The sequence below is a fragment of the Ruegeria sp. BC7 genome (assembly GCF_056539165.1).
Map to the genome: position 1 here is coordinate 460,195 of NZ_JBQFUL010000001.1, position 14,646 is coordinate 474,840.

Annotated in this window: 16 protein-coding genes; 9 read left to right on the forward strand and 7 right to left on the reverse strand. The window is 58.2% G+C overall.

The genetic code is table 11. The features are described from left to right. Positions 1-90: 90 nt before the first annotated feature. Genes ACR0KS_RS02090 through ACR0KS_RS02110 form a run of 5 tightly spaced genes read left to right on the forward strand, consistent with a single transcriptional unit; the run spans position 91 to position 3,323 of the window. Positions 91-693: a VOC family protein gene (locus ACR0KS_RS02090; protein ID WP_170562127.1), complete on the forward strand. Its 603-nt coding sequence runs from the start codon at positions 91-93 to the stop codon at positions 691-693. Next, the gene (locus tag ACR0KS_RS02095) at positions 690-1,214 is read left to right on the forward strand and encodes a GNAT family N-acetyltransferase (protein ID WP_170562130.1); all 525 of its coding nucleotides are present in this window, start codon (positions 690-692) and stop codon (positions 1,212-1,214) included. Before ACR0KS_RS02090 ends, ACR0KS_RS02095 begins: the two co-directional genes overlap by 4 nt. A 9-nt stretch (positions 1,215-1,223) precedes the next feature. Then, the gene (locus ACR0KS_RS02100) at positions 1,224-1,904 is read left to right on the forward strand and encodes a molecular chaperone DjiA (RefSeq protein WP_170562133.1); all 681 of its coding nucleotides are present in this window, start codon (positions 1,224-1,226) and stop codon (positions 1,902-1,904) included. 5 nt (positions 1,905-1,909) lie between these two features. After that, positions 1,910-2,914 (forward strand): exonuclease/endonuclease/phosphatase family protein, encoded by a 1,005-nt coding sequence (locus ACR0KS_RS02105; RefSeq protein WP_170562136.1) that lies wholly within the window; start codon positions 1,910-1,912, stop codon positions 2,912-2,914. 37 nt (positions 2,915-2,951) lie between these two features. Continuing rightward, positions 2,952-3,323 (forward strand): hypothetical protein, encoded by a 372-nt coding sequence (locus tag ACR0KS_RS02110; protein WP_170562141.1) that lies wholly within the window; start codon positions 2,952-2,954, stop codon positions 3,321-3,323. Positions 3,324-3,326: 3 nt separating this feature from the next. Here ACR0KS_RS02110 and ACR0KS_RS02115 read toward each other — a convergent pair whose 3' ends face one another. From ACR0KS_RS02115 to ACR0KS_RS02135, 5 genes are all read right to left on the reverse strand, one after another. Next, a complete protein-coding gene (locus ACR0KS_RS02115; protein WP_170384480.1) occupies positions 3,327-4,871 on the reverse strand; it encodes a Ppx/GppA family phosphatase in 1,545 nt (514 codons plus the stop codon). 61 nt (positions 4,872-4,932) lie between these two features. Beyond that, positions 4,933-5,610: an HdaA/DnaA family protein gene (locus ACR0KS_RS02120; protein ID WP_170562144.1), complete on the reverse strand. Its 678-nt coding sequence runs from the start codon at positions 5,608-5,610 to the stop codon at positions 4,933-4,935. Continuing rightward, on the reverse strand, positions 5,611-6,693 hold the full coding sequence (locus tag ACR0KS_RS02125) for an AI-2E family transporter (RefSeq protein ID WP_170411097.1): 1,083 nt from the start codon (positions 6,691-6,693) through the stop codon (positions 5,611-5,613). A 90-nt stretch (positions 6,694-6,783) separates the two neighbouring features. After that, positions 6,784-7,758, reverse strand: a complete 975-nt coding sequence (locus ACR0KS_RS02130) for an isopenicillin N synthase family oxygenase (RefSeq protein WP_170562147.1) — start codon at positions 7,756-7,758, stop codon at positions 6,784-6,786. Next, entirely contained in the window at positions 7,758-9,122 is a 1,365-nt protein-coding gene (locus tag ACR0KS_RS02135) for an FAD-dependent oxidoreductase (protein WP_170562150.1), read from the reverse strand. Before ACR0KS_RS02135 ends, ACR0KS_RS02130 begins: the two co-directional genes overlap by 1 nt. Positions 9,123-9,289: 167 nt before the next feature. Between ACR0KS_RS02135 and proS the strand changes: the two genes are divergently transcribed. Continuing rightward, entirely contained in the window at positions 9,290-10,630 is a 1,341-nt protein-coding gene (gene proS, locus ACR0KS_RS02140) for a proline--tRNA ligase (protein ID WP_170384470.1), read from the forward strand. Then, on the forward strand, positions 10,614-11,525 hold the full coding sequence (locus ACR0KS_RS02145) for a glycosyltransferase family 2 protein (protein WP_170557726.1): 912 nt from the start codon (positions 10,614-10,616) through the stop codon (positions 11,523-11,525). The genes proS and ACR0KS_RS02145 overlap by 17 nt, the downstream gene beginning before the upstream one ends. Here ACR0KS_RS02145 and ACR0KS_RS02150 read toward each other — a convergent pair. Continuing rightward, complete coding sequence (locus ACR0KS_RS02150) at positions 11,519-11,881, reverse strand: hypothetical protein (protein WP_170411086.1); 363 nt, start codon at positions 11,879-11,881, stop codon at positions 11,519-11,521. The two genes, ACR0KS_RS02145 and ACR0KS_RS02150, sit on opposite strands and share 7 nt — an antisense overlap. A 351-nt stretch (positions 11,882-12,232) precedes the next feature. On the opposite strand from ACR0KS_RS02150, the gene ACR0KS_RS02155 reads away from it, so the two are divergent. Continuing rightward, positions 12,233-13,528: a lipoprotein-releasing ABC transporter permease subunit gene (locus ACR0KS_RS02155; protein WP_170562153.1), complete on the forward strand. Its 1,296-nt coding sequence runs from the start codon at positions 12,233-12,235 to the stop codon at positions 13,526-13,528. Continuing rightward, the gene (locus tag ACR0KS_RS02160) at positions 13,521-14,207 is read left to right on the forward strand and encodes an ABC transporter ATP-binding protein (RefSeq protein ID WP_170562156.1); all 687 of its coding nucleotides are present in this window, start codon (positions 13,521-13,523) and stop codon (positions 14,205-14,207) included. The genes ACR0KS_RS02155 and ACR0KS_RS02160 overlap by 8 nt, the downstream gene beginning before the upstream one ends. On the opposite strand, the gene ACR0KS_RS02165 is transcribed toward ACR0KS_RS02160, so the two are convergent. After that, positions 14,191-14,628 carry a DMT family transporter gene (locus ACR0KS_RS02165; protein WP_170562159.1) on the reverse strand — a complete coding sequence of 146 codons (438 nt, stop codon included), beginning with the start codon at positions 14,626-14,628 and terminating at the stop codon, positions 14,191-14,193. The genes ACR0KS_RS02160 and ACR0KS_RS02165 overlap by 17 nt on opposite strands. Positions 14,629-14,646 lie beyond the last annotated feature (18 nt).

Here is a 14,646-nt window from a genome sequence, read left to right on the forward strand (position 1 = left end):
CCCGCTGAAAACTCTTGTGATCCTGCGTCTTTGACGGAAACATGCGACCAGATCCGCTTGGGTCTGGTCGTTTTTCGTAGGAGGGCGCGCATGTTACTCGATCATCTGGCTGTCGCGGGTGAAACGCTTGAAGAAGCCGCTGCTCATGTCGAGCAGGCGCTGGGCGTCCCCCTTCAGGACGGCGGAAAGCACGAGAAGTTCGGGACGTACAATCGGCTGCTCGGCCTGGCGGATGGCCTATACCTTGAGGCGATCGCGATTGACCCGTCTGCGCTGCGCCCTGATCGGACACGCTGGTTCGACCTTGACCGGTTTCAGGGAAGCCCTCGACTGACAAACTGGATTTGCCGTGTCCCGAACATCGAAGCATCGCTTGACGTTTTCCCGGAAGGCGTCGGCCATCCCATTGAACTGACCAGAGGCGCACTGAGCTGGCGAATGGCGGTTCCCCCCAACGGGCGGCTGCCCTTTGACAACTTGTTTCCTGCACTGATTCAATGGCACGGGGATCTGCACCCCGCGCAGATGCTGCAAGATAGCGGATGCCGCCTGCGACAGTTGGTTGTGTTCCATCCTGACGCGCTTGAACTGGCAAAACTGCTGGGTGCGATGGACCGCGTGGTGTTCGATTCCGGCCCCGCTGCCTTGCGCGCGGAATTTGAAACGCCCCATGGCTTACGCGTGCTGGAATGATCATTCGTCAGGTAAAAGTTACCGATGCGGATGCCATTGCTGAGATCACCAATCAGATCATTCGGGACACTCTCATAACCTTTACCACCGCCGAGCGCGACGTGGACGGCATAGCCGGCGATATCCAAAATCGTGGCCCGGCTTATCTGGTGGCCGAGTTGGAGGGGCAGGTTGTGGGCTTTGCCACCTACGGCCCGTTTCGCGCGGGTCCCGGATACGCGCAATGCCGCGAGCACTCCATCCAGCTCTCACCCAAGGCGCGTGGGAATGGCACTGGCCGAGCGTTGATGACCGCGTTAGAGGCCGTAGCCAAGGACGACGGCGTCCATGTCTTGGTTGCTGGGATATCGTCGGCAAACCCGGTGGCGGTTTCGTTTCATGCGGCACTTGGCTTTACGACAGTTGGGCATATGCCAGAGGTTGGGTTCAAGTGGGGCAAAAGGCTGGATCTTGTGCTGATGCAGAAAATACTTGCCGCAGACTCATTGGTTGCACCTGACACCGGCGAATTGGGGCGCTAGGGTGCGATCATGTCGATCTGGACCCGCATATCTGATGCGCTGAGCGCGCTTGCACAGGGCGAAAGCCTGACCGCTGTTTTCGAGAAACTGCGTACGCCTCCCGAACGGTCGATCGCGTTTACTATCGCCGTAATCGCGCTGGGCGCAAAAATGGCCAAGGCTGATGGGCAGGTGACGCGGGATGAGGTCACAGCCTTTCGCGACGTGTTCCGGATTGCACGCGAAGACGAGGCCGGCGCTGCCCGCGTTTTCGACATGGCCCGGACCGACGTTGCGGGCTATCAGGAATACGCCCGCAAGATCGCCGGAATGTTCGCTGATGACAGCACCACGCTCTGCGATTTGATGGAAGGATTGTTCCATATCGCGCTGGCTGACGGGTTTTATCATCCGAACGAAAACGAGTTTCTAGAGGAGGTCAGCCGGATTTTCGGGCAGACCGAAGCCCAGTTTCTTGCGCTGCGGGAAAGGTTTGTGCCGGACGCGCCCAAAGACCCTTATACGGTGCTGGGCGTCCCGCGTGACATGCCCTTGCCCGATATCCGCAAGGTCTGGCGGCAATTAGTGCGCGAAACGCACCCGGATGCAATGATTTCGCGTGGGGTGCCCGAAGAAGCCATTCGCTTGGCCGAGAAAAAGATGATCGACATCAATCGCGCCTGGGATCAGATCAACGGCGCTCGAGCCTGACGCTCATGCGATTGGCGACCTACAATATCGAGTGGTTTGCCAATCTGTTCGACCGCAATGACCGGCTGATTTTTGAAGACAGTTGGTCAGGCAGGCACGATGTCACGACCGCCCAGCAGGTCGAAGCGATCGCCAAGGTACTGACCGCAATCGACGCCGACGCCGTCTTGATCGTCGAAGCGCCGAACACTGGAAAAACACAGAATACAGTCCGCGCTTTGCAGCGGTTTGCCGAGGCATTTGACCTGCGAACCAGTCATGCGGTCATGGGGTTCGCGAACGACACGCATCAGGAATTGGCCTTGCTGTATGATCCGGGCGCTCTTTCTGCGGTTCATGACCCGATTGGAGATGACGCAGCACAGTCGGATTCCCCTCGCTTCGATTCGGTGTTTCACATCGACCTCGACATTGATGCGACCGAGGATCAGGTGCGATTTTCAAAACCGCCAATGGAACTGGCCATCAAAACTCCGGCCGGTGCTTCGTTTCGGCTGATCGGAGCGCATCTGAAATCCAAAGCTCCGCATGGGGCGGACAGCCGCGATGAGGCGATCCGCATTTCTATCGCCAACCGGCGCAAGCAACTCGCACAAGCGGTTTGGCTGGCGCGACGGATCAAGGCCCATATAGCCGAAGGCGAAGACGTCATTCTTTTGGGTGATCTGAACGATGGGCCGGGCCTTGATGAGTTCGAGAACCTGTTCGGTCGGTCTTCGGTCGAGATTCTGCTGGGTTCCGGGTTGTATGATCCCAACGCTGTCACCGCCTACGGGCCAGAGCCGGGACTTGTTCCGTCTACGGCCCGTTTCCCACGCCCGGACACAGGCGGGTATCTTGATGCGCTTTTGGATTACATCATGATCAGTGACAGGTTGCGCGGGCACCGCCCGGACTGGCGTATCTGGCATCCATTTCACGATCCGGTTTGCCGCGATCGGCAAGATTTGCACGACGCCCTGCTAACGGCATCAGACCACTTCCCTGTAACTTTGGATATTGACCTGTGACCTTTCATCAACCGCCTCAAGCGCTTATATCTTTACTATGAAAAAACTTTTCTCGATCTGTGCGATAACCACCGTGTTGGCGTTTCCAGCACATGCTGAAGACGAAACCGGACAATCTTTGATGGAGCAGGGCGCAGAGCTGTTCTTAGAAGGGCTGCGTCAGGAAATGGAACCTGCACTGGAAGATTTGCTGGGGCTGGCGGATCAGTTCGGTCCTGCCATGCAGTCTTTTTTCCAGGAAATGGGGCCAGCATTGGCGGAATTGGCAGGTGAAATTCAGGACTGGAGCACCTACGAAGCACCGGAAATCCTGCCCAATGGCGACATTATCATCAGGAAAAAACAGCCAGAGGCGGAACCGTTGCCCGAACAGCCCGACGAAGTGCCGGAAGGGGCAACGGATATCTAAGGATCAGCCCTTGATGATCACGCGGGTATCGGATTTCAGTGCGCTGGCCAAAGAGTTCAGCCGCGCTTCGGCGACCTCGTTGAACAGAAGCCCCGCTGACTTTGGCAGGAAAAGGTCCAGGTGCCGCTTTTTGGGGTAGAAGCGCAACGTTCCCATCGGCGCATCGCTCTGCATCCATAACATCGCCCCAAAGCGCATGGCCTTGCCCAGAATTTCAGCTTGTTTTTGGTCTTTTTCGTCAAGTAGTTCGTATAGCGGTGCGAACCGGTTGCCCTCGCGTTTGTTGCGGTAGCGATGCTGCAATGCAAGACCGATGAAGACCCGTTCAGAGTGTTTCAAACCGCCCAGATTGGCGCGGGTCACATTGTCGAAACAGACTTCGGCTCGGTAATCAGGATGCGCCCGCCAGCTTACATCATGCAGCAGACACGCGGCCTTGATCAGCCGAACCCGAGCAGCAGGGGCCGATTTGAACAGGGGCATGACGAAGTCGAACAGGTGTTTGCCGAAACCGGGCAGACGCGCGTCCTTGGCCTCGGAAAAGCGGCTGGCCTCTATCAGCGGATCCCGATCCCGCAGGTTCTGAGGCATTTGCTCGTACAAAAGCCCCTCGCGGATTCCATAGCTGGATATCGCGATGTCCTTGGGTTTGAATGTTCGCACCAGTCTGGCAAGCACGTCCATTGCATAAGGGATTAGCGCCATGCGCGACCCGGAAACACCCGCCTGGCTGCGCAGCTTTTCAGGGTCGCCTTTTTCAATGAACTTGATGGTTTCGCGTACTTGCGACGTGGTCATGCGATATTCGTGCAGGACGTTCAGCGGATACCCCCGCCGCAGCATGTCCAGACGCGCGAAGGCACGCCAACTGCCCCCGACCAGGAACAGGCGATCCCGCTGCGGACCCATTTGTGCGCGCAGATCCTCCATCGTGCTCTTGATGTGGTTTTTTCGCGCGCGTCGGCCGCCTTTGATATCCCGCAGCTTGAGCGGACCCAGAGCCGAGGTCACGCGCCGCCCGACCTGACCGTCGCCAATCTCGGCCAGTTCCATGGATGATCCGCCTATATCGCAGATCAGCCCATAGGCGCCGGGCCACCCCAGCAGGACGCCCTGCGCTGACAGGCGCGCCTCTTCTTCACCATCGATGACTGACACAGTCAGGCCGGTTTCACTGTGAACTTCGGCGCAAAATTCGGGGCCGTCTTTTGCCTCGCGCACGGCGGCGGTCGCGACAACATGTAGCCCGGGCAGGCCCAGATCCTCGGCCAGTTGGTTGAACCTTTGCAGCGCAGCCAGAGCACGCTGCCGTCCGCGCGGGTTCAGGCGTCCGGTCTCAGAGAGGCCAGCCCCAAGTTCGCACATGACTTTTTCGTTGTAGAAATACGCCGGGGATCGCGCAGCGCCGTCAAAGATCACCATCCTGACCGAGTTTGACCCGACATCAACAACACCCACGCGCGACAGGGCGCGGGCCTCGGGGTCGTCGAACAGTGGCTTTCCGAAAGGCCCCCAGTCGGGGATGTCGGTTTCGACGGTCTGATCCATGTCTTTTCCAGATATTCCGGGCTTAGAATGCGAGATCACCGGGTGCGGGTCAATTGCCAGATTAGAATTCATCGCGTTCCGAGTTGAGGACACGCGCAGCCAAAGTCCGCGTGATTTCACGTTTTTCCGACAGTGCCAACTGGTCCAGTTGCTCCACGACTTCGGCAGCCGTCTCGAAACGCCGGTCCATGTGCTTGACCAGATAGGCAATGACCTCGGGGCCGGGGTTCAGTTGCCGGTCGACAAATAGCTTGGCCAGAACCGCACCCAGAAGGGCGTCGTCCGGCGCGTCCAGGGCGACATGGTGTGCGCCTTCGATCCTGCTTTGTAGATCGGGCAGGGGCAGTTCCCAGAACTTCGGAGCCATGCGCCCTGTCATCAGCAGGGCATGTCCTTCGGCCAAAACCAAATTGTGCAGGTGAAACAGCGTTTTCTGCTGCTCGATGTCACCGGCGATCATGGGCACATCCTCAACGGCAATGGCTGACTGGGCAAGGCCGGGCACGGCGTCATGCGTGATATCTTTTGCCTGCACGATGCGTCCGCCTGTTTCGGCTGCCCAGACATGGGCCAGATGCGTTTTTCCCGCCCCGGCCGGGCCGCTGAGAACCAGCTTGTTTCCCGGCCATGACGTGGCCGAGATCATGGCAACAGCCAATGCGTTCGCCGGTGAGACGAAAAAGTCCCCTCGTCCCAGCGCAGTCTTGGCCGGAAGATCAAAACTCAGTTGTTGGGCCATCTACTCGTCTTTCTGGTCAGCCTGTTCAGCGCTTTCTAGACCGGTGTATAGCCGGCTTTCCAGATAGATCGACGTGGCAAACCGTGCCAGCACGCCCAAAGCCGCGGCAACCGGCACGGCGATCAACATGCCGACAAAGCCGAACAAAGCGCCAAAGACTGACAGGGCCAACAGCAGCCAGACCGGATGCAGTCCAACCGAGTTACCCACCAGCTTGGGTGTCAGGAAATTACCTTCGGTCACTTGCCCCAGCACGAAAATACCGGCGACCAGACCGATTTGGGCCCAGTCCCCCCAGAATTGAAACAAGGCCAGACCAATAGCCAATGTTCCGCCAATCAAGGCTCCGAGATAGGGGATGAAGGTAACCAGACCGGCGATAAATCCTACGATCAGTCCGAACTGCAGCCCGACAGCCATCAACGCTACGGCGTAATAGGTTCCGAGGATCAGGCAGACCGTTCCCATGCCGCGCACGAACGACGCAAGAACGTCGTCGATCTCGCTGGCCAGTCGTTCGATTGTTGGGGCGTGATCGCGGGGCAAAAGCTCTTCGATGCGGGCGATCATGCGGTCCCAGTCCAGCAGCAGATAGACCGCCACCACTGGAACGATCACCATCAGCACCACGACGTTGATGGCAGACCCCAGTGAGGCGGCAACGGATTGCAGGACATCCCCGGTTTTGGACTGCAGGGTTTCGCCCAATGACACGAGAAATTGGTGCGAGTTGGACTCACGATCCAGTAGGGACGGGAACTGCTGTTCGATGAATCCGCGCAGTTGCTTGACCAGGTTGGGCATGAACTCAACCAATTCAATAAGCTGTGTGATCAGTGCGGGCACCACCATCAGAACCATCAAGATGAAGCCCAATACGCCAACGACAGTGATAATCCCGGTAGCCGCTATCCGTGACAGGCCCATGTCTTCCAGCCGGTCAGCGATGGGGTCAAGGAAATACGCGATTGCGCCGCCAATCACGAACGGAAGCAAAACGTCGCCAAGTGCCCATAAAAGCAGAACAAATATCGCAGTGGCGATGCCCCAGTATCTGAGTTGATCCTTCACCGGCAAAGCCATGCTCGTCCCCTTTTTATCGGTTCTTACAGACGTTCTTGGCGTATGTGGGCCTTTGATGCAAGCGGTTCATATATGATACAAATATGGCCGTTAGTCGCTCAGAGTTCCCAGCTCTGGTGTGGTTTCATGTGCTGCCTCATCAGGCCAGTTGGTACGCCAGATTTCCGCCGACCAATGGCCGCAATGGACGGAGGGCCGGTCAAATCCGGGAACTGGACTGAGTAGCGGAGAGACGACAACGTCGTGACGAGGGACGGCGAAATAGGGAAACGAGTAGCGTTCTTTGCCGGACCGGTTGACGACCCGGTGCGGTGTGGATTTCAACCGACCTCCGGACCACAGTTCAAGCATATCGCCGATATTGACGATAAAACCACCCGTAGGGCAGTCCGGCGTGATCCAGCCACCGTCCCGAGTCTGAACCTCCAGCCCGCCGACCGGATCGGGCGCGATGATGGTCAGCGCGTCAGTGTCCTTGTGTGGATGAATGCCATAGCCGCCTTCGTCAGCGGCCTGAGGCGGGTAGTGCAGCAGTGTCATATTGGTCATCGGCTCTTGGAACGCATCGCGCAGGGTGCGCTTGGGAAGGGCCAACCCAACTTCCAGCGCAGCAAGCAAAAGGTCGACCACGCCGTCCAGTTCAGCCCAGTAATTCAGGATGGTAGCGCGGGCAGAGGGTACTTCGCGGGGCCAGATATTTGGGCCGTAAAGTTCGCAGTCCTTGCGAATAGGCGCGTCAGAGGCGACCTCGCAATGCAGTTTGTAGCCTTCGTATTTGTCTGCCTTGCCCGAGCCGTCGTTTGGGGTGAAAAACCCCATTGGAATGTAGCCTCGGTAATTCTGACGCGTGATCGCCTGATCCCATTTCGAGTCTTCGTCGATCGCGAAAATTTCCCGAACACAGGCTCGTACCGCCTCCACGGTCTGAGGCGTTATACCGGTGCCCGCGATGGACAAAAAGCCGATCCCGGTGCAGGCGTCGATGATCTGCGCAACCGTTTCCGCATAGCGCGGATGGTCCGGTTGACGGAGCGGTTCAACATTGATCGTGGGTATGTGTTCCATCAGTGAATCCTGACGCCCTGTCGTTCCAATTCCTTGTGAACGGGGGCGAGGTTCAGTTCGTGCACGTCCTGATTGCTTCTAAGCGACAGCGCGGCTGCGATACCCGCGCCCTGACCCATGACAGCGCAGCAGGCCATGTTCCGCGTGGCGGCGTGGGCCACCTTGTCCGCCCCGTGCGAGCGCCCCGCGACCAGCAGACCCTTGATCCCCTTGGGCAGCATCGAGCGGTAGGGCACCTGCATATACCGCCCGGTGGTCGGCAGGATCAGGATGCCGTAACCGTCTATGAATTCCGGATAAATGCCGATGGTATCCTCGAACCGTCCCTGATGGCGGGCGTCTTCCTCGGTCATGTTGTAAACGGCGTCTATCTTGCGGGTGTCACGGATGCCGATGGTCATGCCAAAGTTCCGCAGTCGGGCGTTTTCGCAACCCGGCATAAAGCGGCGCAGCGCCTCAATCGCCAGCATGGATTGGCGACGGCCTTCGATCTCGCCGCGCGTCAGGCTGTCGGGATCGGTGCCGTCAATCTCGGCCAGATGGATGAGGTTCATATAGGTCAGCTCACCCGTGTCATGCATCGCGCCCCATGTGCCTGCGATGGTGTTCAGGTGCGGCGGGATCATCCCCGCATCAATCGCCTGCTGAAAGGGTTTGTGCACGAAGGGTGAGAACATGTCGTCCTCTTTGCCCGAGGTCTCGATGTTCCATTCACCGCCGCCACCCCAGTCCTTGTAGGTCTGTGGGTCGGCCTTGACGCCCTCCATGAAGGCGCGCTTGTCGACGCCGGCCAGATGGAACATGACCGAGGCGGCCATCATGTCCTCGCGCGCGGTTTTGTGAGTGGGGGCGCCTGCGCGGTGGGCAACATCGGCGTCTCCGGTCGCGTCGATCACCACGCGGGCCAGAATCGCCTCGCGTCCGGCTTTGGATTCGGTGATGATGCCGGTGATCCGGTCACCGTCCATGATGGGTGCAACGAATTGACGGTGCAGCATCGGATGCACGCCCGCCTCCTGCACCAGCTTGTCAGCCACCAGCTTGAACCCTTCGCTATCCAGCTCATAGCTGAGCGACTGGCTTTCGGGCACCGCCGCGCCCATCTCTTTCGCGCGGGTCTCGAACTCCATGCCGATGCCGCCTGCTTCGACTGTTTGTTCATGGCGATACCAGGCGAACCCCTCGACGCCAACGGCGGTGATGTTGCCGCCCATACAGCCGAACCGGTCGACCAGAGACACCTCGGCCCCGGCCCGAGCGGCGGCCAGCGCAGCGGCCAGCCCGGCAGGGCCAGAGCCCACGACCAGAACATCCGTTTGATGTACGACAGGAACTTGGCGGGCGGGTTCCGAGATTGTCTGCATCGCAGCCTCATGATTTTGCATTTCCGCCACATTTGAGTTTCCTGACTGGCGGGTCAATAAAAAATGCGACTGACCCGAGGTCGCAAAAACGCCAATGCATGATTGCCCCCGGCGAGGCTTTGGCATAATCACCTTGCAGCGAAATTCTCACCTTTGAAGGTCACCCAATGCGCCTCAGCCGTTACTTTCTGCCCGTTCTCAAGGAAAACCCCTCCGAGGCTCAGATCGTCAGCCACCGGCTGATGCTGCGTGCGGGTATGATCAAGCAGGCATCCGCCGGGATTTATTCGTGGTTGCCGCTGGGCTTCAAAGTGCTGCGCAAACTGGAAAATATCATCCATGAAGAGCAGGCGCGTGCCGGCCACATCGCGATCCAGATGCCGATCATCCAATCGGCGGATCTGTGGCGCGAATCTGGACGATACGATGACTACGGTCAGGAAATGCTGCGGATGAAGGACCGGCACGACCGCGATATGCTGTTCACGCCCACGGCCGAGGAACTGGTGACGGATATCTTCCGTGGTCACGTCAACAGCTACAAAGACCTGCCGCTGACACTCTACCAGATTCAGTGGAAATTCCGCGACGAAATCCGCCCGCGTTTCGGCGTGATGCGCGGGCGCGAGTTCTACATGAAGGACGGCTACAATTTCGACCTGACCAAAGAGGACGCGCTGCACGCCTACAATCGCCATCTGGTCAGCTACCTGCGCACTTACGAACGCATGGGCCTGCAAGCCATCCCGATGCGCGCCGATTCCGGCCCCATCGGTGGCGACGACACGCATGAATTCCTGGTGCTGGCCGATACCGGTGAATCCGAGGTTTTCTACGATAGCGCCGTCACCGACCTGAGTTTTGGTGATCGTCAGATCGACTATGACGATCGCGCACAGTGTCAGGCTATCCTCGAGGAGTTTACCTCGAAATACGCGCGCACTGACGAGACCCATGACGAGGCGCTGTTCAATCAGGTGCCCGAGGAACGCCGCCGCGTGGCGCGAGGGATCGAGGTGGGGCAGATATTCTATTTCGGCACCAAGTATTCCGAGGCGATGGGCGCGACGGTTCAAGGCCCCGATGGCAAGCCGACGCCCGTCCACATGGGCAGCCACGGCATCGGCGTCAGCCGTCTGATTGGTGCGATCATCGAAGCCAGCCATGATGACAAGGGCATCATCTGGCCCGAAGGTGTGACTCCGTTCCATTGCGGTATCGTGAACCTCAAGCAAGGCGACGAAGAAGCGGACGCGGCGTGCGAGAAACTCTACGGCGCGCTGACTGCGCTAGGGCTTGAGCCGCTATACGATGATCGAAACGAACGGGCAGGGGGCAAATTCGCCACCATGGACCTGATCGGTCTGCCGTGGCGCATCACCGTTGGTCCGCGCGGTTTGAAAAACGGTGTGGTCGAACTGACCTGCCGGCGCACCGGGGAAAGCGAGGAGCTCAGCCCCGAGGCCGCCGTCACAAGGATTGCCGAGATCTATGAGAACGTTGCCTGAAACCAAGAATCCGCCGCTTGTTTCTGTTATTACCGTAACCAGAAACTTGATTGAGGAAGGGCGCAAGGAAACCATTCTTGACGCCCTTCGCAGCGTGCAATCTCAAAGGTTTCGCGGCGTCGAGCATGTCATTTGGGACGGTCAGTCCACTGACGGGACTCAGGCGTTGCTGACACAGGCCATCGAAGAAATCGCGTCGTCGCCCGATAGTATCCCAATCCGCTATATTTGCGAGGCAGATCAGAGCCTCTACGACGCAATGAACAAAGCGGTTGAGCGTTGCACAGGCGAATACGTGCTGTTCCTGAACTCGGACGACTTGATCCCGGGCGAAGACTGTTTGCTAAACGTGGACAAGGCGATCAAAGAAACCCGGCCCGACTTTATCTACGGAGAAACCATCTTTGTTGAAGAGGACGGGCGGCAACGTCACGCCAAACGGCTGACCATCAAGTCGATACTGCAGCGGATGCCATTCGGCCATAACGCGATGCTGATCCGAAAATCTCTGTTTCAGAAATTGGGGGGACATGATCTGCGTTTTCGTATCGTCGGAGACTACGACATGATCCTGAGGATGATTTTGGCGGGCCACCAGGGGTACAGGCTGCAATCCCCGTTGTCGTATTTCCGAAAGGGCGGCGTTTCGGCGGACATTGATGCAGTCGGAGCTGAGATGGCGGAATGTTGGCGTAAGAACTTTGCGGATTACTGCGACATGTCTGCCTACGACGAGGACCAGCGTATCGCTTGGTACAAGAAAGGGCACCTTCCGGTGAAGGTTTCGGCCTCGATACTGGCGAATTCCCTCACGCATCCAACCATCGCGCGGGCTGCCATATATAGCATGACAAAAACCATGCGGCGTTCGGTGCAGTTCTGGCGTCGTTACTGAAACCCGGTCAGTCCTGGTCGCGTAGCTAAAAGATCACCATCGGCACCGCTGCCTCTGGCAACGACAATCGGTCTGCCCAGCTTGCTCACAAGGTCTTGGAACTCGAGTCCAAGGAACCTCATTCCGCAAATCCTGTCGCCTGAAACGCGATCTGTAACGCACAGCCTTCCTTGTCGAAATGCAAGGCGGTACCCTTTGTCTTTGAGAACGTCCGTCAGACTGCCCCAGCTTACTGCGCTGGCGAATACAGGCAGGATCGCTGCACGCAGCAGGGCTGCGGTTTCACAATCCAGTTCTGTTGAGGCTTGTCGGGTTGAAATTGCACCCGTTTCTTCCGTTTCAATTTGAATACTCATGAGCGACCCCCGCTCTGAAATGTATTCCCCCACCAATAGGGTGACAAAGTTTCTGAAAATAAGCAAAAAGTGAAACAAAGTTGCTTTCAAAATGTTGCATTTTAAGTTCAGTTGCCGCCCGAATACTCACATTAATTTCATAGCTGAAACAATTGCGGGCTGTCTGTGAGCGATGTCACACCCTTGGGTGTGACGGTTTGGGCAACTGTCGCCTTTGATTCGGTTGGTTCGGGCAAATTCGATTCGCGCTGGGCGGGCGTGCGGTGAAATCCAAGCCTTTCGACAGACTACCTGCTTGACCATCTGGTGAAATGCCGAAAGTGTCGCGTCAAACCAAAAACCGGAGCAGGCATGGCCAAAACACCCCCGCCCTTTGCCCCATTTGAATGGAAAATCGCCTGGCGATACCTGCGCGCGCGCCGTGCCGAAGGTGGCGTCAGTGTCATGACCTGGATTTCGCTGATCGGAATTACTCTGGCGGTGTTCGCTCTGATTGCGACACTGGCGGTGCGGTCGGGATTCCGGTCGGAATTTGTGGGCACGATTCTGGGCGCAAATGCGCATGTCACGGTTTTCTCAGCCGGAGAGTTGGACGCGCAGGGCCGCGTGGACCGCACCATCTCGAACTATTCTGACATGGCCGATCGCATCGCACAGGTGCCCGGTGTGAGCCGTGCTGCGCCTTTGGTCAAAGGGCAGGTGTTGATTACCAACCGTGATCGCAGCAGTGGCGTAGAAGTGTTCGGTATCCAGCCCGATGACCTGCTTGATCTGCCGGGGGTGGTCGAAAGCGAGCAAGCCGTCGGCGATCTTTCAGAGTTTCAGAACGGCGAGGATGTGATCGCCATCGGGTCGGGGGTTGCCCGCAGCGTCGGCGCAACCGTTGGGGATACCGTCAAGCTGACCTCGCCCAACGGGGTGAAGACCGCGTTTGGCACCTCGCCGCGGGTAAACGCCTATCGCGTGGTCTATGTGTTCTCGGCCGGGCGCTATGACATCGACCGCACGCGGGTCTACATGCCGTTTGAGCAGGCGCAGAGCTTTTTCAACCGCGAAGGTGTCGCCGACGAGATCGAAGTCATGGTCGAACGCCCAGAGGAGATGACACCAATCCTGATCCCGATCCTTGAGGCTGCCGGAGAACGCAGCCAAATCTGGACATGGCAAGATGCTTCGGGTGGGTTCCTCCGGGCGCTTGAGGTCGAGGACAATGTGATGTTCATCATCCTGTCGATCCTCGTCCTGATTGCCGCGATGAACATCGTTTCCGGGCTGATCATGTTGGTTAAGAACAAAGGGCGGGATATCGGGATATTGCGCACGATTGGCCTGAGCGAAGGATCCGTTTTGCGCGTGTTCTTTATTTGCGGAGCGTTCACGGGGATTATTGGAACAGCGATGGGCGTTGTTCTGGGATGCCTGTTCGCGATCTATATCGATCCGATTTTCAGCTTTGTGAACTTTGTCATGGGAGGAGGGGTTTGGGATCCGTCCATCCGAGGCATCTATGCGTTGCCGGCCGAGTTGCACTTGGCTGATGTTCTCAAGGCTATCGGGCTGTCGTTGGGCCTGTCCTTCTTTGTCACCTATTTTCCGGCGCGCCGAGCCGCGCGGCTGAACCCGGTTGAGGCGCTGCGCTATGAGTGATGTGACGATGCGGTTGAACGGTCTGACAAAGACTTACCTGAAGGGGACGCCGGGCGAGGTTCAGGTTCTGCGTGGTGCTGACCTGGAATTGCGCTCGGGTGAAGCAGTTGCGCTGGTTGCGCCGTCGGGCGCGGGTAAGTCCACCCTGCTGCACATCGCAGGGTTGCTGGATACGCCCGATGCCGGGTCCGTGGAAATAGCTGGGCAGAACGTAACTGGAAAAGGCGACCGCACGCGAACGGCGCGGCGACGGCAGGATATCGGGTTCGTTTACCAGTTTCACCACCTGTTGCCCGAGTTCACTGCGCTTGAAAATATCACTCTGCCCCAACTGGCTAATGGCGTCTCTGAGAAGGCGGCGCAGGACCGGGCGAAGTCTTTGCTAGAACGTGTTGGAGTTGCTCAACGCGCCGATCACCGACCGGCGGCCTTGTCCGGCGGTGAACAGCAGCGGGTGGCGTTTTGCAGAGCGATTGCCAATAGACCTCGTGTTTTGCTGGCGGACGAACCGACGGGCAATCTGGACCCCGACACTTCGGATCAGGTTTTTGACGCGATGATGGCGCTGGTTCGGGACGAAGGGCTTTCCGCCCTGATCGCCACCCACAACATGGATCTTGCGGCACGGATGGACCGCAAGCTGAAGCTGGATGGAGGCGTGCTTAGGCCAGTTGAGTGATGGCAACCCCTGCGGCCATTACCGCGATACCGCCAGCCCGCACCCATGTCAGCGGCGTGACCTGAGCGCCAAACAGACCGAAGTGGTCGATTGCGGCCGTGCTGACCAACTGCCCCAATAGCACGAAAAATACGGCGTTTCCGACGCCGAAATGCGGGGCCACGTGGGTAATCGACAGGACGTAAAAGGCGACTAGAACGCCAGCCAGCAGAAGATGTTTGGGGGCGTCTACTGCCTTGGGCAGCGAACTGACACCGGGAAAAAGCAGCATCACCACAGCAGATGATATGAAGGCGATGGCGAACAGGATCACCGCAGCCGTGGTGGGTGAGCCGATCAGTTTCCCCAGTGCCGCATTCAGCGCTGCAAGGATGGGCACGCCAATTCCAGCCGCCAGCATGATAGCTGCATATTGAGTCATTGCCTGTACCCTCCTGCT